Here is a 21,456-nt window from a genome sequence, read left to right on the forward strand (position 1 = left end):
CCCGAGGGCGGGGCGCCGGTGGGGCGCGCGGGCGGGCTCCCGGTGCCGGTGCCGGTGCCGCCCTGCGGCTGGAGTCCGCCGCCGGGGCCGGCGTTCCGGCCGCCGTCGGGACCGCCCTCGGGGCCGSCGGCCCCGAAGGGCAGCAGCGAGGACGGGGTCAGCGAGGTGCCCCAGCCCATGAACGCCATGCCGAGCACGACCGCGTACCCGATGCAGACGGCGCCGAGGAGGAGGCCGATCCTGCGCAGCAGCCTGGCTCTGCGCCCGGAGTTGTCAACGAACACGGGACCGTCCGCGGGCCCGTTGGACCCGTTGCCGCGTTTGCGGCGGCGGCCGCGCACGGTGGCGCGGGATTCGATGGCAGGCTCGGAATGCATTCCCCGGATGTTAGGGATCCTTTATGTGACCGAAACTCGGGTTCTGTTGTGCGACGGCTATGAGAAACGTTCTTTTCTGTCTTTTCCCTGAGAGATTTCTCCGTCCGCAGGCCGGTCGGGGCCTTTTGTCGCCTTCTCGTGTGGGGCCTGCCCGCATGCGGCGGGTACATTCGTGAGACATTTCCACTTCCGGAGACGCGCTGTGTTTCCGGGGTGAGACAGAGATCACGAGAAAGGGAGCGCGTGCGATGAGGAATTTCCTGAAACCGGCTGCCGGGTTCGTCTGCGCCATCACCCTGGCCGGCACGGGCTGTTCCTCGAACGGGTCGGGCGGCACGTCGGACGGTACGTCGAGCGGTACGTCCGGCGGCGGTGCGTCGAGCGATACGTCCGGGGATACGTCGGGCGGGACCGCGTACGCGCCGTACGTCAGCGCCACCACCGCCTCCGGCAACGACTCGGCCGGGTCGCCGTCGGCGTACAACCTGGCGTTCGTCATCGCGGACGGCGGCGACTGCACGCCGCAGTGGAACGGTACGACCGCGATCGGCGACTCAGCCGTCGCGTCCCGCATCGCGGCGCTGACCGCCTCCGGCGCCTCCGTGCGGGTCTCCTTCGGCGGGGCGTCCGGCAAGGAGCTGGCCTCGGTCTGCGACAGCGCGGCCGAGCTGGCCGACGCCTACGGGCAGGCGCTCGACGCCGCCGGGGCCACGGAGGCCGACTTCGACGTCGAGGGCGAGCAGTTGACGGACTCCGCGTCGGTGGCGCTGCGCTCGGAGGCGATCGCGTTGCTGCAGGAGGAGCGGGACGACCTGGCGGTCACCTTCACGCTGCCCGTCATGCCGTCCGGGCTCGACGACGACGGGGTGGCGCTGCTGGAGTCCGCCAACGACCACGGGGTGCAGGTGTCCACGGTCAACATCATGACGATGAACTACGGCAGTTCGTACGACGAGGACATGGGCGACTACGCGGAGACGTCGGCCGGGGCCGCGCACGACCAGTTGGAGGAGGTCTTCGGGCTGTCGGACGCGGGGGCGTGGAAGGGGCTCGCGCTCACGTCGATGCTCGGTGTGAACGACGTGGACAACGAGACGTTCTCGCTGTCCGACGCGGCGCAGGTGCGGGCGTTCGCGGAGGGGAAGGGGGTCGCGTGGGTGTCGATGTGGTCGACGTTCCGGGACCGGCCGTGTGGGGACGATTCCTCTGCGGATGATGCTGCGACGAACTGCAGCGGGGTTGCCCAGACGGCGGGGGCGTTCGCGAAGGCCTTCACGGGCTGACCGGCGGGCCCGTCGAACACCTGCGACCCGGTGGGGGCTGATCGCGCAGTTCCCCGCGCCCCTGAAAACACCGGCCCACGCCGTCAGAAGGTGCGGGTCCGCTGTGGCCGGTCGCGCAGTTCCCCGCGCCCCTAAAGGCAGGAAAGCCGGGGCGCAGCCCCGCTTTTAGGGGCGCGGGGAACTGCGCGATCAGCCACCGCCGGGCTATCGACGACGATGTACCAGCCGTCCCGCGCACACCGTCGCCACGCACGACCCGTCCCCGTCGAAGACTGCGAGGTCGGCCCGGCCCCCGGGCTCGATCGCCGTGGGGCGGGCCGCCGACAGGACCAGCAACCCGTTGCGTTCGGCGGCAGCCCGCAGCCCCGATCCGGTCACGGACTCCGCCCGTACCGCCACCACTCCCAGCTTCAAAAGTTCGTGCACCCGCTCGCGCGGCGTAGGCGCCCCCGGCAGCGGTCCCTCGTGGACCAGGCCGGGCCCCAGCACGCCGGACCACCGCCGCACCCGCGCACCGGGGAACCGTTCCTGGAGCCCGGCCGGCAGGCCCACCGCGGCGACCCGGTCCCCCTCCACCGCCACGGCCCCGCCGGGAACCACGTCCGGGCCGTCCCAGACGAGGCGCAGCTCGTCCGCGACATGGATCGTCAGTGCCATCAGCCCATCCCGCCGGTCGGACCGACTAGTTGGACGCGAGCAGCTTCAGCTCGGGGTGCGCCGTCCCGCCCTCGATTGCGGTCGACGAGATGTGCGACTGCACCCGCTCGTCGACGGGGTCGTTCGCCGGGTCGTCGTGCACCACGAGGTGCTCGTACGTCGTCGCCCGCTGCGCCGGCACCCGCCCCGCCTTGCGGATGAGGTCGATGATCTCCATCCGGTTCGAGCGGTGCTTGGCACCGGCCGACGAGACGACGTTCTCCTCCAGCATGATCGAGCCGAGGTCGTCCGCGCCGTAGTGCAGCGACAGCTGGCCGACCTCCTTGCCGGTGGTCAGCCAGGAGCCCTGGATGTGGGCGACGTTGTCCAGGAAGAGCCGCGCGATGGCGATCATCCGCAGGTACTCGAAGAGCGTCGCCTGCGTACGCCCCTTGAGGTGGTTGTTCTCGGGCTGGTACGTGTACGGGATGAAGGCGCGGAAGCCACCCGTCCGGTCCTGCACGTCACGGATCATCCGCAGGTGCTCGATGCGCTCGGCGTTGGTCTCGCCGGTGCCCATCAGCATGGTGGAGGTGGACTCCACGCCCAGGTTGTGCGCGATCTCCATGATCTCCAGCCAGCGCTCGCCGCTCTCCTTGAGCGGGGCGATGGCCTTGCGGGGCCGCGCGGGCAGCAGTTCGGCGCCGGCGCCGGCGAAGGAGTCGAGCCCGGCCACATGAATGCGCCGGATCGCCTCCTCGGCGCTCACCTTGGAGATGCGGGCCATGTGCTCGACCTCGCTCGCCCCCAGGCTGTGGATGACGAGCTGCGGGTACGCCGCCTTGATCGCGGCGAAGTGCTCCTCGTAGTACTCGACGCCGTAGTCCGGGTGGTGCCCGCCCTGGAACATGATCTGCGTGCCGCCCAGCTCGACGGTCTCCGCGCAGCGGCGCAGGATGTCGTCGAGGTCGCGCGTCCAGCCCTTGTCGGTGGCCTTCGGCGGGGCGTAGAACGCGCAGAACTTGCACGCCGTGACGCAGACGTTCGTGTAGTTGATGTTCCGCTCGATGATGTACGTCGCGATGTGCTCCGTACCGGCGTACCGGCGGCGGCGCACGGCGTCCGCGGCGGAGCCGAGCGCGTGCAGCGGGGCGTCGCGGTAGAGGGCGAGCGCCTCTTCCGGGGTGATCCGCCCACCCTCGGCGGCACGGTCGAGAACGGACTGGAGGTCGGCCTTCTCGGTCACCGGGACGGTCCCTTTCATAGGGGTGCGGACGGACTGATCCAGCGTACGCCAGGCCTTGTGATCATCAGACGTCAGGCCGCGTACGCCCCGATCAGCAGGCCCGTGAGGGCGCCGGTGATCAGGAACGGGCCGAAGGGGATGGACGTCTTGCGGCCCGCCTTGCGGACGACGACGAGCCCCGCCCCGTACAGACCGCCGTACAGGAACCCCGCGAACGTGCCCAGCAGCACGGTCCCCCAGCCGTACCAGCCGAGGACCGCGCCGAGGCCGAGGGCGAGCTTCACGTCCCCGAACCCCATGCCGTTCGGGTTGACGAGGAAGAGGACGAAGTAGCCGGCGCCGAGGGCGAGGGCCCCGTACAGCGCGGTCGGCCAGTCGCCCGCGTGCTCGGGGGCCGCCGCGGCGGCCGCGAGCAGGACCAGGGCGGCGGCGGCCAGGGGCAGCGTCAGCACGTCCGGCAGGCGCTGCACCCGGAAGTCCACGACGGCGAGCAGCACGCCGGGCGGCGCGAGCAGCAGCCAGACGGCCAGCTCGGGCCGGGTCCCGGTCGCCGCGGCGAGGAGCGCGCAGACGAGCGCGGTGACGAGGACGACGGGGACCGTGCCGGGCCCGTACGCGCCCCCTCCCCGTCCCCCGGACCCGGCGCACTCCCGGCAGCGGGCCGGGCCGAGCCAGCCGTGCACCGGATGGCCCGCGGGGCACCGGTCCGCCCACGGCTCGTCGGGGTCGACGCAGAAGCGGTACGCGGCGCGCGGCACGAACAGACCGGCGACGCCGCCCCAGAGGGCGGCGCCGACGACGACCAGCTGTTCGGCGAGCTGGAAACCGCTCATCCCGCGGCGGGGACGCCGCTGCGCCAGGTCGGCAGCAGCTCGTCGAGGAGCGCCTCGGTGCGCGGCGGCAGCCCGCGCGCCCCGCTGCGCGCGACCAGGTCGGCCGCACGCCGCCTCAGCAGGTCGGTGTCGCCGGTCGCGTGGGTGGCCCGCAGCAGTTCGTGCCACAGCCGCTCGTCGCCCGGCGCGGAGCCCAGCGCCGCGTCGAGCGCCTCGATCGCCTTCCCGGCCCGGTCCTTCTCCAGGTGGAACGCGGACAGGGCGAGCCCGATGTCCGCGACCAGCAGCGGGAGCTGGGCGTCGATGATCTCGTGGGTCAGCCAGCCGTACCGGCCCGCGGGCCGCTCGGCCAGCAGCGGGCCCCGGACCAGGACCAGCGCGTCGGTCAGCAGCCGGCCGCGCACCGCACGGCTGGCGGCGCCCCGGCCCTGGGTGGCCTCGTGGTAGAGCGAGCGCAGCACGTCCAGGTCGGAGACGACGGACTTGGCGAGCTTGAGCCGCCCGGTCGCGTCGGGGGCGAGCCGCGGCGTGCCGTCCGGGTCGGTGCCGAGCCAGGTGCGCAGCCGCTCGACGAGCGCGTCCCGGACGTCGTCCGTGACGCCGCGCGGCCACAGCGCGGAGGACAGCACCCGCGGGTGCACCCCCTCGCGGTGCAGGAGCAGCAGCGCGAGCGCCTCGTGCAGCAGCGGGCTGCGCTCGCCGTCGGGCACGTCCAGACCGATGATCTCGTACGGGCCGACGAGCCGCGCGTACACCGCGGGGCGCCCCTGCTCGCTGATGTCGACGAGGAACGGCGGGGCGGTGGCCGGGCGACCGTCGTCGTCGCGCTCGGGGTCGGCGTCGGTGAACAGCTCGACGACGGCCCGCTGCTGGGACACCGGCAGGAGCTGCGCGTCGAGTTCGAGGCCGAGCAGCGGCGCGAGGAGCTTGCCCTCGCTGGTGACCTCCATCTCCCAGGCGGCGCCGGGCAGGTCGCCCGAGTCGGTGCCGACGAGGTAGCCGATGCCGAGCCGGCTGGCGTCGGCGGCGAGTTCGGCGAGCTTGACGGCGTCCTCGGCGGACGGCTCGGCGGCCAGCAGCACGAGGTGCGGGGCCCAGCGGGTGTGCTGGGCGGGGCCCGTGCGCCCGGTGAGGACCGAGTCCTGGCCGGCGGCGCCGAGCGCGCCGCGCCGCTGCCGGGTCTCGGCCTCCATGGTCTCCACGAGCGCCTCGATGTCGTCGAGGTGGCGCAGCCGGTTGGGCGCGAGCGGCGTCAGGTCCTCGCCGAAGCCGACGAGGGTGATCGTCATGCGGTCGGACCAGCCGTTGGTGGCCAGCTCGGCGGCGACGGAGGCGAAGACGCCGGCCCGGTCCTGCTCGCGCCCGCTCAGCGACACGATGCCGGGCACGGACTCCAGGTTGAGGAGCAGCCGCGAGTCGTCCATGGTGCCGAGGCTGACCAGGCCGGGGTAGGGGGCCGCCGTGTCCACGTCCTCGTAGCCCTCGGCGTCGGCACGGGCCAGCATCCAGAACGTCTGGTCCTGCCCGAGCTGCCAGGGCGTGGGCGGCCGGCCCGCCGGCTGGGCGAGCTGGAGGTGCAGGTCGCCGTTGCCGCTCATCCAGGCCGCGTACACGGTCGGCAGGGCGCGGGACTCCCCCGCGAGCGAGGCGGCGAGCCCGCGCAGCGACCGGTCGAGGAGGCGTACGCCCTCGGGGTCGGCCCCCACCAGCAGCGCGTCCTGCGCGTCGGCGGCGGCGCCGGTGGGCGTGGGCGGCTCCATGCCGCGGCGCCCGCCGACGGCGCCGAGCGCGGACTGCCACAGGGCCTGGCGGCGGCGCCGGCCGAGGGCGCCGAGGAGTCCGGCGGCGAGGAGGGGCGCGCCGAGCAGGGCCTGCGGCAGCCCGAACCCGCTGCCCTCGCCGGCCGGGGGAGCGACGTGCTCCTGCCCGCCGCCGTCCTGCTGCTGTCCCTGCCCGCGTCCCTGCCCCTGATCGGGGGCGGGCCGCTGCTCGGGAAGGCTGATGTGGGCGGTGTCACGGTCGAGGGACCCGGACCCGCCGCCCTGCTGTCCGCCGCCCTGCTGCTGCCCGCCGCCGGTCCTCGCGTAGTCGGAGATCTGCCGCTGGACCTCCGGGGAGACCTCGGGGGCCTCCTCGGGCATCTCGACCAGTTCGCCGCCGCGGGCGTCGGCGGGCATCTCCATGATCCAGCCGGGCCGGATGAGGCTGGCCTCGGAGAGCTTGGACCCGTCGGGCTGCGTACGGTCCTTGTTGAGCTGGTAGATCTCCTTGTACCGGCGCCCGTCGCCGAGGTGGCGCTCCGCGACCTCCCAGAGCGAGTCGTGGTGACGGCCCTCGGGCGGCTGGATCCGGTAGAACTTGGTACCGCCCTCGGACGCCTGGGCCCCGCTCCCGGCCTCCGCGTGCGCGGCGGCGCCGGCGGCCTGCTCGGCCAGCGCGGCGGCGCTCGCCGCGGTCTGCTCCTGCTGCTGCGCCAGCAGCCCGCCCGGGGTCTGCTGGGCCGCCGCGGCGACGGCCGGCCGCTGGTCGCCCTCCAGCTGCTGACCGAGCTGCGACAGCCCCGGCGTGAAGCTCGCGGCGGTCGCGCCGACCAGCAGCAACGCGGCGACGAGCTGGCGCGCGAGCAGCTGGCTGGGGCCGGCCCCGGGCACCCGGTTGGGCAGTCCGACGCCGGACAGGGCGGCCTTCACCTCGACGAGCACGCAGGCGGTGAACTGGGCCCAGGCCAGCCAGACGACCACGGTCAGCACGTTGATGAACGTGTCGACGGTGATCTCCTGCTGCAGCCACTCCACCTTCGGCGCCCCGCCGGGCAGCGGCCAGCCGATCTGGGTGGCGAGCGCCGCGGGCACCCCGACGAGCAGCACGAGCAGGGCGACGAGGGCGAGGAACGCCTTGGCGAAGTCCCCCACCGTACGGCGGCGCCGCGGCAGGGGCTGCGGCGTCCGATTCCTCGGACCCGGCGAGCTTCCCGTCGAGTTGGAAGTGGTGCGTCGCGCCATGGCGGGTGTCCTGATGTCGTGTGGGGAGGGAGACAGGGGCAGTACGGGCGTGAGAGCGGGGGTGTGCTGAGCCTACTGAGATCTTATTGAGCCTGTCGAAGGGCTTCGAGGGGCGAAGTGGGGAGAAAGGGAAGAGGTGCCGGAGGTCAGGGCGGATTGGTCATGTTCTGTCCGCCTGGCCGGACTTGTCCGCGCTCCGTTCCCCCCGGGCCGCCGGAGCCCCGGACGTAGACTCGTGCCGCAGAGGCCACGGACCATCAGGAGGGGGACCTGACATGGGCGGCAAACCCGACCTCGCGCTCCCGTTGAGCGATCTTGAGGACTACGGCAGCCGGCTGCGGGACATCAAGACGCGGCTCAACCACACCAAGAAGCTCTTCGAGTCCTACCGGGACGACATCGGTGACGGTGGCGTCTACGACAAGCTGGAGGACTTCGAGTCGAACTGGGAGGACGGGCGCGAGGACATCAACCAGCAGCTCGACGCGCTGGCCGACATGTCCGACGCCGTCGTCCGCGAGTTCAAGAAGCTCGACGACGACCTCGCCAAGCAGGTCTCCGAGGGCGTGAAGTCCGAGGACAAGGGCGGCAAGGGCGGGGAGTAGCCGGCCGGCGGGGAGCAGCCGGTCGACGGGGAGCAGCCTGCCGACGGGATGCGCCCGGCCGGCTCAGCCCACCTCGTTCTCCGCCACCGCCCGGCCCCGCACCGTCACGTCGCCGCCGTAGAACATGCCCGTGAAGACCGGCGAGTAGGTGAGCTGGACCTCCACCTCGACCTGGTCGGCATTGGCCGCCACGCAGTTCGTGGCGGCTATGTCGGCGCCCGTCATCCCCATCTCCCGGGCGAAGGCCTTCACGCGGGCGCCGCAGTTCTCGAAGAGGATCGGGGCGCCGCCGTTCCCGTTCTGGTACAGCTCCTCCAGGTCCACGTCCTGGGCCGCGTACCGGGCGGCCTGTTCCGCGATGTCGGCGGCCCGTTCGCGCTTGGAGATGGACAGGCCGCCGTCGATGACGAAGGCCGACAGGGACAGGAACACCAGCGCGAAGATGATCACCGCGCCGGCGCCCGAACCGCGGTCGTCGAGGCGTGCGCGGCGCACCGCCGCCCACCTCCGCAGGATGGTCCTCATCCGCCCCGTCACGCCTTCCTCTTGAACGGGTCCAGCGGTGACGTGAACGACGACGTCAGCCGCGTCGGCACGTCCAGGCCGAGCATCGCCAGGCCCCGCACCTGACAGCTGACCTCGACCGTGAAGAGGTCGGCGTCCGCGAAGCCCGCGCTCGTCTTGGTCACCGACACCGGTCCGGAGCAGACGTCCGCCAGGTCGGCGTCCGCGGCCTTCTGCGCCTCCGCCATCGCCGAGCCCTCGTCCCGCTGCAGCGAACCCGAGCGGGCCGCGTCCCTGGCCGCCCCGTCGAGCGCCCCGCGCCCGTCCACCAGCTGCCCGAAGGCCACCAGCACCAGGATGAAGAGGATCATCACCGGGGCGAGGATCACCACCTCGACCGTGGACAGGCCCCGGTCTCGTTCCCGGTCCCGGTTCCGGTCGCCGGGACCGGCGCCGCGCGAAAGAAGTCGCTCCACCACCGGGCGCATCTAGTTCTCGCCCTCCTCGACGAACCGCTCCACCGGGCCCACCGACTGCGCGTGCACGGTCAGGTCGATGCCCGGGAAGACCGACGGCACCTTCGCCGTGATCTCCACCCCGACCGTGTTCTGGTCCGGCTGGAGCAGCCGCACGTCCGGTCCGAGCACCAGCTGCGGCCCCAGCTGCTCGATGTAGCTGTCCACGACGTCCCGCGCCTCGCCGCGCCACGCGCCCGGGGACTCGTCGGCCGTGGCACGCGCCTCGCGGGCGCCCGCCTGGGCCGCCGCCTGGGCCACGTGGTCGGCGAAGAAGTACAGCGCGAACTGCACCGTCGCGAAGATCATGAAGAAGAGGACGGGGGTGAGCAGCACGAACTCGATCGCGGTCATGCCGGAGTCGCCGCGGGTGGAGGCGGCCTCCACCCTGCGGCGTACCCAGCTTCGTACGCTCACCTGCGACCCCGTATGCGATGTGTGTGAAGAGAGAAGGGACGGATGGCGGGGATCAGCAGGTGCTGCCCGCGTCCGCGCCCTTGATGCAGTCGCCGACCTTGTTGGCGCCGTCGCTGAGCGCGGCGTTGATGATGGCGGCGACCACGCCGACGATCGCCACGACGACCGCCGAGATGATGACCCACTCCACCGCGGACGCACCGCGGTCGAGCTCGCCGGAGCGGGCGCGCTGCACCCGGCCCTGGAGGAAGGTGATGAGGAAGTCCACCCCCGGGATCCCGGTGCTGTAGTTCCGTCCGTTCATGGTGAGTTGTCCTCTCAAGACAGTGCAGGGCAGTGCGGTTCGAAGCAGTACAAGAGGTACAGGAGGTGCGGGAGGTACGGGAAGCAGTTGTCGGTTGTCGGGCTCAGACCTGGAACACGCGCATCGCCGCCGGGAAGATCAGGAAGACCAGGAAACCGGCGCAGAGCAGCAGCTGCGCCACGAGCATCGACTGGGACTTCTCGCCGGCGCTGCCCTCGATCTCGGCGAGTTCGCGGTGCCGCATCGTCTCCGCGCGCGAGGCGAGCGACTCGCGCACCTTGGCGCCGTCGTCCGCGACCAGCGCGAGCGAGGCCGACAGGTCCTTCAGCTCCTCGACCCCGATCTCCTCCCCCAGCGAACCGAGGGCCTGCCACTGGCTGATGCCGGTGATCCGGGCGTCCGCGAGCGCGTTGCGGATGCGCTGCGTGGCCCAGCCGTCGGAGACCTCCGCGGCGGCCATCAGGGCCTCCGGGAGACCGCGGCCGCCCGCCAGGCTCATCGACACCAGGTCCAGGTACGCGCCGATCACGCGCCGCAGGTCGCGCCGCTTCTCGGCGGCGTCCCGCCGCACCTCCAGGTCCGGCAGGAAGAAGAAGACGAGCGCGCACACCAGCGCCAGCCAGACCGGGACGGCGGGGCTCCTGCTGAAGCCGAGCGTCCACACCACGGCGAACATGAGCGGCCCGAAGAACAGGCCCGCAGCGCCCAGCAGCGCCTTCGTCGCCAGGAAGTTCTCCCAGCTGCGGTCGAGCACCGACAGGTCGGCGCGCAGCGAGCGCTGCTCCCAGCCCTGCTGCAGGTAGAACTCCGAGACGCGCCGGCCCACCCGGGCCCGTACGCTGCCGAGCCGCCCGGCGTCGGTGGTGCGGTGCGCGGACTCGTACGCCGCTCCGCGCGCCCGCATCGCGTCGATGCGGGCGACCTGGGCCACCGCGCTGCGGCGGGTCGGCATCAGGGCCCGGACCAGGGCGTAGACGCCGAGGCCCAGCACGGCGCCGACCAGGACGGGCAGGGTCAGGGTCGAGGTCATCGGCGTACCCCCTCCTCCGGCGACGGGTGCGGCAGCGACTGCGCCGGGCCCGATGCCGACGCGGCCGGCGTACGGGGCCGGACGAACTGGACCGCCGCCTCGTCGCGCACCAGGAACCGCTCCGGCGTCTCGATGGTCGACAGCTTGCGCAGCCACCAGAAGCCGAGCGCGAACAGACCGCAGACACAGGCGAGGACGAGCTGCCCGACGGCCGTTCCGTACGGCTCGACGAAGTCGCGGTTGAAGATGGACAGGCCGAGCACGAAGGCGATCGACACGGCGACGACGATCTGCACCGAGCGGCGGGTGGAGGCGCGCTGGGCCATCACGCGCTGGCGCATGTCGACCTCCTCGCGGGCCGACTTGGCGAGCGCGCCGAGCACCTGGCGCAGACCCGGGCCGCGCAGGCGCGCGTTGAGGATCAGCGCGGCCACGATGATGTCGGCGGACGCGTCGTCGATCTCGTCGGCGAGCTGCTGCAGGGCGTCGGGCAGCGGCGTGCGGGAGCGCAGCCGGTCCACGAGCGCGTCGAGGTGCGGGCGCAGGACCGGGGCCGCGGCGCGCGCGGAGGCGGGGATGGCCTGCTCCAGGCCGACCGCGCCCGCGATGGTGTCGCGCAGCGACTCCGTCCAGGAGGCGAGGGCCTCCACGCGGCGCATGGCGGCCTTCTCCTCGGAGGCGCCGCCGAAGAGCTTGTCCCAGAAGAAGACGAGGACGGCGGTCGCGAGACCGGCCACGGCCCACCGGGTGAGGAGCAGGACGACGATGCCGGCGCCGGCGGCGACGGATCCGCGCTGCCCGGCGAACCGTACGAGCTCGGAGACGCGTTCGTTCGCCTTCTGCTTCTCGTGCGCGGGCTTGGCGGGCAGGCCGCGCACCGCGACGGCGAGCAGGGCCAGGCCGCCGCCCACCGCGGTGCCGCACGCGAGCGCGTACAGCACCGTCGTGGAGAACAGCCCGCCCATCGAGCCGAGCGAGTCGAGGGCGGCGAGCGTCACGCCCGACTGGTCCGTCATGGCCGGTTCACCCCCAGTTCCCGCCGCCGGGCAGGCGGTAGCCGTGCTGGATCAGGTCTTCGAGGCAGGCGATCGGGGCGTGCGGCACGACCCGGCCGTCCGGCGCCTCGGCGAACACCTCGCTGGACAGGACGCGCCCGTCGACGCCGTTGACCTCGCGGATCGAGGTGACCACGCGCTGGAGCCGGCCGCCCGACTGGTAGGTGTTGCGCCGCTGCACGAAGACCACGAAGTTCACCGCGCCCGCGACGAGCATCTGGCTGGCCTCGATGGGCAGGCGCTCGTTGGCCTGGAGCGCGTACGTGGAGATGCGGTTGAAGACCTCGCTGGAGCTGTTGGCGTGGATCGTGGACAGCGAGCCGTCGTTGCCCTGCGACATCGCGTTCAGCATCGTCACGATCTCGTCGCCGAGGACCTCGCCGACGATGACGCGCGAGGGGTTCATGCGCAGCGAGCGGCGGACCAGTTCCGCCATCGAGATGGTGCCCTGGCCCTCGGAGTTGGGCAGCCGCTCCTCGAACGCCACGACGTTCGGGTGCAGGTCGGTGAAGGTGTCGAGGCCCAGCTCCAGGGCGCGTTCGACGGTGATGAGGCGCTCGTGCGGCGGGATCTCGTTGGCGAGGGCGCGCAGCAGCGTCGTCTTTCCCGCGTTGGTGGCGCCCGCGATCATGATGTTCTTGCGGGCCCGGACCGCGCAGGCGAGGAAGTGCCCGATCTCGGGGGTGAGCGTGCCGTTGCCGACGAGGTCGGACATGAAGACCTTGCCCATGCGCGCGCGGCGGATCGACAGCGCGGGGCGGCGCGTCACGTCCATCACGGCGGACAGACGCGAGCCGTCCGGCAGGCGCAGGTCGAGCTGCGGGTTCGCGGAGTCGAAGGGCCGGGAGGACAGGCCCGAGTACGCGCCGAGGATCTGGATCAGCTCGATGAGCTCCTCGTCGGTCTCGGCGACCGGATCGCCCCTGACCTCCTCGCCGTTGGCGTAGCCGACGAAGACCTGGTCGTACCCGTTGATGTCGATGTTCTCGACCTCGGGGTTGTCCAGCAGCGGCTGGAGGCGGCCGACGCCGAAGAGCGCGGCGTGCACGGCGGCCGCGTACTGCTCCTCGGTCTCGGCGTCCAGTGGCGTACGGCCCGAGTTGATCTCCGTACGGGCGTAGTCCTCCAGGATCTGGGCGATGACGGCGCGCGCGTACTGCCGCTCGTCCTCGTTGGACATCGGCGTGACGCCGGAGACCTGGTCGAGGCGGCGCTGCTCGGCGATCCGGTCACCGGCGTCCTGCCGGAACCGCTTGACCAGCTGGTGGTCGACGGCGGTCATCGGTCACCCCCCGGGGTGACATGCCCGTACGTCGCGTACCGGCCGTACGTCGCGTGCCGCGCGGCGGTCATCGGCCGGCTCCGGCGGGGCGCGCGCCGTTCGGGCCGGCCTGGCCGTGCGGGCCGCCGGCCGGGACGGACCAGGCCGCGCCGAACTGCTGGTAGAGGTCCGAGGTCACCTTGCGCGCCGAGCGGATGAGCAGCGACTTGTCGAGCCGGCCACGCTTGCGGCCGGCCAGCTGCTCGGCGCCCGTGGAGTCCGCGGCGATCGTGCCGACGACGCGGGCACCGGTCTGCGCGGCCACCAGCATGTCGTTGACCTGGTGGACGATCTTCGCGGAGTCGCCCGGGTCGGTGACGAGGAGGACCCCGATGAGGGGCGTGCCGAGCGCGCCGGCGCCGCGCGGTCCGCCGTGCAGCTTGGCGGTGAGCGCGGCGGCCCGGTCGCGCACGCGCGCGATGGCCTCCGGCTCGGTGCGCGCGACCAGCAGGACGAGCGCGGCCTGGGCGAACATCTCGACGGCCGGGACGTCCCCGCTGATCCGTCCGCAGTCCGCGATGACGTCGGCGGGCGCGTGCTCGGAGTCGGCGAGCTGCGCGAAGGCGCGGCCGAGGGTCGGCCACAGGCCGGCGAGCCCGGCGGCCTGCTCGGCGTTCGCGAGCCCCACGAGCACGTCGAGGCCGCCGCTCAACGGCTGCACGTGGTCCCAGATCTGGTCCGGTACGAGGCCGCGGCGGGCCGTGGCGGCGATGGAGAGCATGCCGGTGTTGGGGTTCAGCGGTCCGCCGTGCGCGGCGGCGCTGCGGTACACGAGGTCGCCGCCGGCCGGGTCGGTCTCGGCGAGCAGCACGCGGCGCGGCCAGACCGCGGCGAGCGCGACGGCGGTCGTGGTGACGCCGGGGGAGCCTTTGTCCGCGGCGAGGGCGATGAGGGCCATGGTGTGTTGCCTCTCCGCCGCTAGTTGCCGGGGACCTTGACGAGGGCGACCTGGTTCGCCGAGGCGGCACGGGCCAGCGCGGCGGCGTCGCTCTCGTCGACGGTCACGGTGACGCGCTTGTTGGTGCTGCTGATGGTGCTGTCGCCAGTGGCCGGCACCTTGGTGACGCGGGCCTCTTCGACGATCGGGGCGCCGGTGCGGCCCGCGGAGCCGGTCGAACCGGAGCCGGCCTCGTCCTCGGAGTTCGAGCCCGAGGAGCCGGTGTTGCCGACCTGGTAGGCGGCCACGAGGTCACCGACCTCGATGCCCTCGGGGTACTGGCCCTCCTTGAGGGAGAGACCGACGACGGCCTTGCCGGCCGGGACGTCGGCCTCGGTGCCGAACATCTGGCCGATGACGAGGGTGCCCTTGTAGATGGTGGACTTGGCCTTGAGCCCCTGGAGGGTCTTCAGCTGGTTCCACCGGACGTAGTTGATCCCGGCGTCGTCGGCGACCAGGACCGAGGCCACGTTGTCGCCGACGGACTCGCCCGGCTGTATGTCGCTGGTCACCTTGACGACCTCGACACGGTCACCGGCGCGCAGCACGAGCATGGTCGCCCCGAGCGCGCCCACCAGGATCAGCAGCACCGCCAGTGCGGCCAGCGCGGGTTTGCGCTCGCGAGGCGGGGAGGGAAGGCGCTCCCCCGTCGTCGGCTGAGCCGGCGCGGAGGAACGGTTGTTGCCCGCCCCCGTACGCTCCTGGATCTTCACGCAACCGCTCCCCGTATCCCCGTACACCCAAGAAGGTTCTCGTCATTCAGGACACTCGACGCACTTCGCGCACGTCCGGCACTCCGTGCAGTTCAGACGGTTCGCCCGCATCGGACGTACCGCCTGTATCGCCCGCACCGCCCGACTCGGGCGGATAACCGGCGAATAGCCGTGGCCGGAACGAGTGTCAAGTCACCGCACCGTATCAGCAGCACATAAGCCCCTCAAGGCGCGTCCGCGGCCGCGGACCCCACATGTCCCGACGTTGTCCACGCGCAATGCGGGGCGTTCGGTTCCCGTTCGGGGAAGGGCCTGCGCAGGGGGGCCGCCGATGTGCGACAGCGAATCACCGTCCGGCACGGCGACGCCTGACGGTCACGCTCCGTCCACCAGGCCTGCACCAGTCGCTCACGGGGCGGGCGGACGTGTGCGGCCCGTTGTGCACCGCCGGAAGGCGGGACGGGTAGGGCGCGTACGGGGAGTAGGAGGCGTAGGAGGGGTCGGGCGGGCCGAAGACACCGGGCACCCCCTGCCCCGGCACCGCGGGACTCTCCGCCGGAGGATCCACGGGGCCGTCGTCCACCGAAGGACTGCTGAAGCCCACCACCCCCGACGGCGGCTGCCCGGCTGCCTCCCCCGTCGCCTCCAGGTTCAGCAGGCGTACGGCGCTGCGGCTGACCTGTTCCACGAGCGGGCCGGGCAGCCAGCCCGCCGCCACCAGCCGGGCCGCGCCCTCCGGTGCGAGGGCGGCCGCGACGGCCGCCGGGGACGGGCGGGCGGCCGGATCCTTGGCGAGGCACCCGGCCACCAGCTCCCGCAGGTCACCGGAGAGAGCGCCCAGCTCGGGCTCCTCGTGGACCACCTTGTAGAGCAGCGCGGCCGAGGAGTCGCCGGGGAAGGGGGACGAGCCGGTCGCCGCGTACGCCAGGACCGCGCCCAGGGAGAAGACGTCGGCCGCGCCCGTGACGCCCTTGCCGAGGATCTGCTCGGGCGACATGTAGCCGGGCGAGCCGACGGAGACGCCCGTCGAGGTGAGGGAGGCCGTGCCGTCCGTCGCGCGGGCGATGCCGAAGTCGATGAGCAGGGGGCCGTCGAGGGTCAGCAGCACGTTCGACGGCTTGACGTCGCGGTGGACCAGGCCCAGGCCGTGCACCGCCGCCAGCGCCTCGGCGAGCCCGGCGCCGAGGACCCGTACGGAGTGGTCCGCGAGGGCGCCCGTGTCGGTGACCGCGGCGGTCAGTGTGGGGCCGGCCGCGTAGCCGGTCGCCACCCAGGGGACCGGGGCGTCCGGGTCGGCGTCGAGGACGGGGGCCGTGTACGCGCCGCCCACCCGCCGGGCCGCCTCCACCTCGCGGCGGAACCGGGCCCGGAACTCCTCGTCGAGCGCGAAGTGCGGATGGACGATCTTGACCGCGACCGTACGGCCGCCCGCGCTGCGGCCCAGGTAGACACGGCCCATCCCGCCGGAGCCGAGCCGGCCGAGCAGCCGGTAGGGCCCCACGACCGTGGGTTCGTCGACTTCGAGTGGCCGCATGGCACCCGCCCCTCCCCCGTACGTACCTGTACGTGTACCCGGCCCGCAGGCACTCCAGCAGCGTAGTGCCGTCCCCGGCGGACCCCGGTGCCCGGGAGGCGGTCCCTCACGGTTCCAGCAGGTCGACCTTCACGTCCGGCGCGAAACCGGTGGTGGGGCCCACCCGCCGCGCGAACTCCGCGACCGCCTCCAGCTGCGGTCCGCCGAAGCGGAAGTCGAGCGTCGTGAAGTAGCGCTCCAGGACGCTCTCGTCGAAGGCCTCCCAGCGGGCCGCCTGCTCGGCGACCTTGCCGACCTCCTCCAGGGACAGGTCGCGGGAGGCGAGGAAGGCCTCGTGGACCTTGCGGGTCAGGGCCGGCTCGCGCTCCAGGTAGTCGCGGCGGGCGGCCCAGACGGCGAAGACGAAGGGCAGGCCCGTCCACTCCTTCCACAGGGCGCCCAGGTCGTGCACCTGGAGGCCGTAGCGCGGGCCGTCGAGCAGGTTGGCGCGCAGGGCGGCGTCGCCGATGAGCACCGCCGCGTCGGCCTCCTGCATCATCAGGCTCAGGTCGGGCGGGCAGGTGTAGTACGACGGCTCGACGCCGAACCGCTCCGCCAGCAGGAGCTGCGCGAGCCGCACCGACGTGCGCGAGGTCGAGCCCAGGGCGACGCGGGCGCCGTCCAGCCGGTCCAGCGGGACCTGCGAGACGATGACGCAGGACATCACCGGGCCGTCGCAGCCGACGGCGATGTCGGGGAAGGCGACCAGCTGGTCGGCGTGCTTGAGGAACTCGACGAGGGTGACGGGGCCGATGTCGAGGTCGCCGCGCACGAGCTGCTCGCTCAGCTTCTCCGGGGTGTCCTTGGTGAGCTCGAAGTCGAGCAGCGTGCCCGTTCTCGCCAGGCCCCAGTACAGGGGCAGGCAGTTCAGGAACTGGATGTGGCCGACGCGCGGCCGGGAGCGGCGGGCGTCGGGACGCCCCTCGGATGACTCAGGAGAATTGTCCACATCGCGAGGCTAGCCCCCATGGGGTACGGTGCAGGCTCCAGGGTCCCGGAGTGGTCCGCGAAGCCTCTCGCACCGTTCTGTCAACCCCTGTGACACCGGATGACGCCAGGTGACACCGCGACGTCGCCCCTTCGTGGGACCCCGCCAAACCTGCGGGTGACGTGATCTTGCCCTCTATTGCGTTCGGCTGCCCTCGTGGGTAGTCTCTTCCGCAAGTTGCAGTTTGGTTTCCCTTGCAGTACAGAGCCTGCGGAGCATGTGACCGCGGGCTCTCGTCTTTTTCAGAAGAATGCAGTTGTTTACAAGCTTTTGTTTACACCTTGCAGGTTCTGGAGCAGGGCAACCCTTTGGGCCCAAGGAGGGCTTATGGCTACCGGAACCGTGAAGTGGTTCAACGCCGAAAAGGGCTTTGGTTTCATCGCCCAGGAAGGCGGCGGCCCGGACGTCTTCGTCCACTACTCCGCGATCAACGCGAGCGGATTCCGCTCCCTCGAAGAGAACCAGGCGGTTACCTTCGACGTGACCCAGGGTCCGAAGGGCCCGCAGGCGGAGAACGTCACCCCCGTCTGATCCTTCGGGTGAGTCCGGGCTCTCCGAGTCCGACACTCTGATCCGGAACCTAGAAGCAAGACCCAAGGAGCCCCGACACCGTCAGGTGGAAGGGGCTCCTGCCTTTTCCCGTCCCGGTCACCGGAGCGTTTCGTACATCTCCTCGATCTCCCGGGCGAACTCCCGGATCACCACCGCCCGGCGCAGCTTCATCGTCGGGGTCAGGTGGCCCGCCTCCTCCGTGAAGTCCTGGGGCAGGAGGGTGAAGCGGCGGATCGATTCGGCACGGGAGACCAGGCGGTTGGCGTCGTCCACCGCCCGCTGGAGCACGGCGAGCAGTTCCGGGTCGGTGACCAGCGTGGCCACCGGGAGCTGCCCCCGGCCGGTCATGCGGCACCAGTGCGCCAGGCCCGCGGCGTCCGGCGTGATGAGCGCGGTGGCGTACGGGCGGTCGTCGCCGACGACGACGCACTGGCTGATCAGGGGATGCGCGCGCAGCCAGTCCTCCAGCGGGGCCGGGGCGATGTTCTTGCCGCTGGTGGTGATCAGGATGTCCTTCTTGCGGCCGGTGATCGTGAGGTAGCCGTCGTCGTCCAGCTCGCCGATGTCGCCGGTGGCGAGCCAGCCGTCCCGCGCGGCCGGCACCKCCCCGCCCGCCTGCGGGTCCCAGTAGCCGCGGAACACCTGGTCGCCGCTGAGCAGCACCTCGCCGTCCTGGGCGAGCCGGACCCGGGTGCCGGGCAGCGGCCAGCCGACCGTGCCGAGGCGGGGCCGGTGCGGGTAGGTGAGGGTCGCCGCCGCCGTGGACTCGGTGAGGCCGTAGCCCTCGTAGACCTGGATGCCGGCGCCCGCGTAGAAGGAGGCGAGGCGGCGGCCGAGCGGGGAGCCGCCGCAGATCACCTGGCGGACCTTCCCGCCCAGGGCCGTGCGGATGCGGCGGTAGACGAGCGGGTCGTAGAGGGCGCGGGCGGCGCGCAGCTTCGTGCCGGGTCCCGGGCCCATGCCGTGCTGCCGGGCCTCCAGCGCCTCCCCGTAGTCGCGCGCCACCCGGGCGGCCCGGTCGAAGGAGGCGGCGCGGCCCATCTTCTCGGCGGTGGCGCGGCCGGTGTTGTAGACCTTCTCCAGCACGTACGGGACGGCCAGCAGGAAGGTCGGGCCGAAGCCCGCGAGGTCGGCCAGCAGCTCCTCCGTACGGATACTCGGCGCGTGGCCCAGGCGGACCCGGGCGCGCAGGCAGGCGACGGCGACCATCCGGCCGAAGACGTGCGAGAGGGGCAGGTAGAGGAGCGTGGACGCCGGCTCCTTGAAGGTGGACCTGAAGACGGGGTGGAGCAGCTCGACGGCGTTGTCGACCTCGGCGAAGAAGTTGCCGTGGGTCAGCGCGCAGCCCTTGGGGCGCCCGGTGGTGCCGGAGGTGTACATGATCGTCGCGAGCGAGTCGGGGCCGAGCACCCCGCGGCGCACGGCGACCTCCTGGTCCGGGACGTGCCGGCCCAGCTCGGCGAGGCGGTCCGTGTGCCCCTTCTCGAAGACCCACATGTGCTGCACGTCGGGCAGCCGGTCGCGCTCCGGGCCGAGCGCGGCGGCCTGCGAGACGTGCTCGACGGCGATCGCCACCGCGCCCGAGTCCTGGAGGATCCAGCGCGTCTGGAAGACGGACGAGGTCGGGTAGACGGGCACGGTGACCAGGCCCGCGGCCCACGCCGCGAAGTCCAGCAGCGTCCACTCGTACGTCGTACGCGCCATGATGGCGAGCCGGTCGCCCGGCATCAGGCCCTCCGCGATCAGCCCCTTGGCGACGGCGAGCACCTGGTCGGCGAACTCGGCGGCCGTGACGTCCTGCCACCGGCCGTCCGGGCCCTTGCGGCTGAGCACCGCCTCGTCCGGGACCTGCTCGGCGTTGTCGAAGGGGATGTCCGCGAGCGAGCCGTGGGTGACGGGCAGGATCAGCGGCGGCACCGAGACCTCCCGCACGACCCCGTCCAGCCGCCTGATCTCGGGTTCCGGGAGGCCGGGCTGGGGTCTGGACGACGGATCTCGGGACACGGGTGGCTCCTTGCTCTCGTGCTCCTCCCATTACGGACCCGCGAAGTGGAGGGTTCACCTGGGAAAGTGCGGGGCTTGTGTGCGGAAGGGTGAGAGGTTGGTGCGCTGTCCGGACGGCTGTTCATCTTCCGTCCGGGGTGTCCGGGACATACGGGGTGTCCGGGATCGGGAGCGCCTCAGCGGGCCGTACGCGTCACGGCCGTTCGGGGATCGCCGTCACGGGCGTTCGAGAATTGCCGTCACGCCCTGGCCGCCCGCCGCGCAGATCGAGATGAGGCCGCGGCCGGGGGCGTCCCGCTCGGCGAGCAGCTTCGCCAGGGTCGCCACGATCCGCGCCCCGGTCGCCGCGAAGGGGTGGCCGGTGGCGAGGGAGGAGCCCGCGACGTTGAGGCGCGCCCGGTCCACCTGCCCCAGGCCCTGCTTCTCCCAGGCGGCCAGGGTGGCGAGCACCTGGGACGCGAACGCCTCGTGCACCTCGACGAAGTCGAAGTCGCCGAGGCCCAGACCGGCGCGCTCCAGCAGCTGCGGGACCGCGTACGCCGGTGCCATCAGCAGGCCGTCCTCGCCGCCGGCCACGTCCCCCGCGACGAAGTCGACGGCCGCCGTCCGGTACGCCGTCAGGTACGCGAGCGGGGTCAGGCCTCGCTGCGCCGTCCACTCCTCGCTCGCGAGCAGCACGGTCGCCGCGCCGTCGGTCAGGGGCGTCGAGTTCCCGGCGGTCATGGTCGGGCCGGGGTCCGCCAGCCCGAACACGGGCTTCAGGGCGGCCAGTTTCCCGACCGTGGAGCCGGGGCGCAGGTTCTGGTCCCGGGCCAGGCCGCGGAAGGGCACGACCAGGTCGTCGAAGAAGCCGCGTTCGTAGGCGGCGGCGAGGCGCCGATGGCTCGCGGCGGCCAGTTCGTCCTGCGCCTCGCGGGTGACGCCCCACCGGCGGGCGGTGACCGCCGCGTGCTCGCCCATCGACAGGCCGGTACGGGGCTCGGCGTTGCGCGGGATCTCCGGGACGAGGTGGCCGGGGCGGATCCGGGCGAGCGCCTTCAGGCGGGCGCCCGCCGACTTCGCGCGCCGGGCCTCCAGCAGGATGCGCCGCAGCTCGTCGTTGACGCCGAGCGGGGCGTCGCTGGCCGTGTCCGCGCCGCCCGCGACGGCCGACTCGGTCTGCCCGAGGGTGATCTTGTTGGCTGCCGCGATCACGGCCTGCAGACCGGTGCCGCAGGCCTGCTGGACGTCGTAGGCGGGGGTGCGGGCGTCCAGCCGCGAGCCGAGCACCGTCTCGCGCGCGAGGTTGAAGTCGCGGCTGTGCTTGAGGACGGCGCCGGCCACCAACTCGCCGACCGCGCCCGGCTCGTCGAGCCCGAAGCGCTCCACCAGGCCGTCGACCGCCGCGGTCAGCATCTCCTGGTTCGAGGCGGTCGCGTACGGGCCGTCGGAACGGGCGAAGGGGGTGCGGGCGCCGCCGACGACGGCGACGCGACGGGGTTGAACGGGGCTCATCTCGACCTGCTCCTCACCGTGACGTAGGCTTACCTCGGGTAACCTTACTTCAGAGTAAGCAGGGAGC

Annotated in this window: 20 protein-coding genes and 1 pseudogene; 3 read left to right on the forward strand and 18 right to left on the reverse strand. The window is 72.6% G+C overall.

Annotated elements, in window-relative coordinates:
* Positions 1 to 377 (reverse strand): hypothetical protein (locus FGF04_RS16645; protein WP_149512310.1); only part of this gene is annotated, 377 nt, incomplete at its 3' end.
* 248 nt (positions 378 to 625) lie between these two features.
* Between FGF04_RS16645 and FGF04_RS16650 the strand changes: the two genes are divergently transcribed.
* Positions 626 to 1,660, forward strand: coding sequence for a chitinase (locus FGF04_RS16650; protein ID WP_149512054.1), 1,035 nt, complete (start codon positions 626 to 628; stop codon positions 1,658 to 1,660).
* A 204-nt stretch (positions 1,661 to 1,864) separates the two neighbouring features.
* On the opposite strand, the gene FGF04_RS16655 is transcribed toward FGF04_RS16650, so the two are convergent.
* The 4 genes from FGF04_RS16655 to FGF04_RS16670 form a co-directional block, all read right to left on the reverse strand.
* Entirely contained in the window at positions 1,865 to 2,317 is a 453-nt protein-coding gene (locus FGF04_RS16655) for an imidazolonepropionase-like domain-containing protein (protein WP_149512055.1), read from the reverse strand.
* Positions 2,318 to 2,342: 25 nt separating this feature from the next.
* Complete coding sequence (gene mqnC, locus FGF04_RS16660) at positions 2,343 to 3,542, reverse strand: cyclic dehypoxanthinyl futalosine synthase (RefSeq protein ID WP_149512056.1); 1,200 nt, start codon at positions 3,540 to 3,542, stop codon at positions 2,343 to 2,345.
* A gap of 71 nt (positions 3,543 to 3,613) precedes the next feature.
* Positions 3,614 to 4,375 carry a prepilin peptidase gene (locus FGF04_RS16665; protein WP_149512057.1) on the reverse strand — a complete coding sequence of 254 codons (762 nt, stop codon included), beginning with the start codon at positions 4,373 to 4,375 and terminating at the stop codon, positions 3,614 to 3,616.
* Complete coding sequence (locus FGF04_RS16670; RefSeq protein ID WP_149512058.1) at positions 4,372 to 7,377, reverse strand: bacterial transcriptional activator domain-containing protein; 3,006 nt, start codon at positions 7,375 to 7,377, stop codon at positions 4,372 to 4,374. Before FGF04_RS16670 ends, FGF04_RS16665 begins: the two co-directional genes overlap by 4 nt.
* A 275-nt stretch (positions 7,378 to 7,652) precedes the next feature.
* Here FGF04_RS16670 and FGF04_RS16675 point away from each other — a divergent pair, with 275 nt between their 5' ends.
* Positions 7,653 to 7,982 carry a hypothetical protein gene (locus tag FGF04_RS16675; protein ID WP_149512059.1) on the forward strand — a complete coding sequence of 110 codons (330 nt, stop codon included), beginning with the start codon at positions 7,653 to 7,655 and terminating at the stop codon, positions 7,980 to 7,982.
* A 63-nt stretch (positions 7,983 to 8,045) separates the two neighbouring features.
* Here FGF04_RS16675 and FGF04_RS16680 read toward each other — a convergent pair whose 3' ends face one another.
* From FGF04_RS16680 to FGF04_RS16730, 11 genes and pseudogenes are all read right to left on the reverse strand, one after another.
* Positions 8,046 to 8,507 carry a pilus assembly protein TadG-related protein gene (locus tag FGF04_RS16680; protein ID WP_149512060.1) on the reverse strand — a complete coding sequence of 154 codons (462 nt, stop codon included), beginning with the start codon at positions 8,505 to 8,507 and terminating at the stop codon, positions 8,046 to 8,048.
* 8 nt (positions 8,508 to 8,515) lie between these two features.
* Positions 8,516 to 8,974, reverse strand: a complete 459-nt coding sequence (locus FGF04_RS16685; protein WP_149512061.1) for a TadE/TadG family type IV pilus assembly protein — start codon at positions 8,972 to 8,974, stop codon at positions 8,516 to 8,518.
* A complete protein-coding gene (locus FGF04_RS16690) occupies positions 8,975 to 9,355 on the reverse strand; it encodes a TadE family protein (protein WP_149512311.1) in 381 nt (126 codons plus the stop codon).
* A gap of 115 nt (positions 9,356 to 9,470) precedes the next feature.
* The gene (locus tag FGF04_RS16695) at positions 9,471 to 9,722 is read right to left on the reverse strand and encodes a hypothetical protein (RefSeq protein ID WP_055509289.1); all 252 of its coding nucleotides are present in this window, start codon (positions 9,720 to 9,722) and stop codon (positions 9,471 to 9,473) included.
* Positions 9,723 to 9,825: 103 nt separating this feature from the next.
* Positions 9,826 to 10,752: a type II secretion system F family protein gene (locus FGF04_RS16700; RefSeq protein WP_188114103.1), complete on the reverse strand. Its 927-nt coding sequence runs from the start codon at positions 10,750 to 10,752 to the stop codon at positions 9,826 to 9,828.
* A complete protein-coding gene (locus FGF04_RS16705; protein WP_149512062.1) occupies positions 10,749 to 11,768 on the reverse strand; it encodes a type II secretion system F family protein in 1,020 nt (339 codons plus the stop codon). Before FGF04_RS16705 ends, FGF04_RS16700 begins: the two co-directional genes overlap by 4 nt.
* A 7-nt stretch (positions 11,769 to 11,775) precedes the next feature.
* Positions 11,776 to 13,089, reverse strand: a complete 1,314-nt coding sequence (locus tag FGF04_RS16710; protein ID WP_149512063.1) for a CpaF family protein — start codon at positions 13,087 to 13,089, stop codon at positions 11,776 to 11,778.
* Between the two features lie 67 nt (positions 13,090 to 13,156).
* Positions 13,157 to 14,026 carry a hypothetical protein gene (locus FGF04_RS16715; protein WP_149512064.1) on the reverse strand — a complete coding sequence of 290 codons (870 nt, stop codon included), beginning with the start codon at positions 14,024 to 14,026 and terminating at the stop codon, positions 13,157 to 13,159.
* Positions 14,027 to 14,046: 20 nt separating this feature from the next.
* Complete coding sequence (locus tag FGF04_RS16720) at positions 14,047 to 14,778, reverse strand: hypothetical protein (RefSeq protein WP_149512065.1); 732 nt, start codon at positions 14,776 to 14,778, stop codon at positions 14,047 to 14,049.
* Positions 14,779 to 15,148: 370 nt separating this feature from the next.
* Positions 15,149 to 16,312: pseudogene (locus FGF04_RS16725) on the reverse strand (serine/threonine-protein kinase); the annotation flags it as partial.
* 106 nt (positions 16,313 to 16,418) lie between these two features.
* The gene (locus FGF04_RS16730) at positions 16,419 to 17,300 is read right to left on the reverse strand and encodes a menaquinone biosynthetic enzyme MqnA/MqnD family protein (RefSeq protein WP_149512066.1); all 882 of its coding nucleotides are present in this window, start codon (positions 17,298 to 17,300) and stop codon (positions 16,419 to 16,421) included.
* A 366-nt stretch (positions 17,301 to 17,666) separates the two neighbouring features.
* On the opposite strand from FGF04_RS16730, the gene FGF04_RS16735 reads away from it, so the two are divergent.
* Entirely contained in the window at positions 17,667 to 17,870 is a 204-nt protein-coding gene (locus tag FGF04_RS16735) for a cold-shock protein (protein WP_033319512.1), read from the forward strand.
* A gap of 117 nt (positions 17,871 to 17,987) precedes the next feature.
* On the opposite strand, the gene FGF04_RS16740 is transcribed toward FGF04_RS16735, so the two are convergent.
* Positions 17,988 to 19,895: an AMP-dependent synthetase/ligase gene (locus FGF04_RS16740; protein WP_149512067.1), complete on the reverse strand. Its 1,908-nt coding sequence runs from the start codon at positions 19,893 to 19,895 to the stop codon at positions 17,988 to 17,990.
* Positions 19,896 to 20,111: 216 nt separating this feature from the next.
* Positions 20,112 to 21,389, reverse strand: coding sequence for an acetyl-CoA C-acetyltransferase (locus FGF04_RS16745; RefSeq protein ID WP_149512068.1), 1,278 nt, complete (start codon positions 21,387 to 21,389; stop codon positions 20,112 to 20,114).
* Positions 21,390 to 21,456 lie beyond the last annotated feature (67 nt).

It is taken from the genome of Streptomyces apricus (assembly GCF_008369065.1).
GTDB lineage: Bacteria > Actinomycetota > Actinomycetes > Streptomycetales > Streptomycetaceae > Streptomyces > Streptomyces apricus.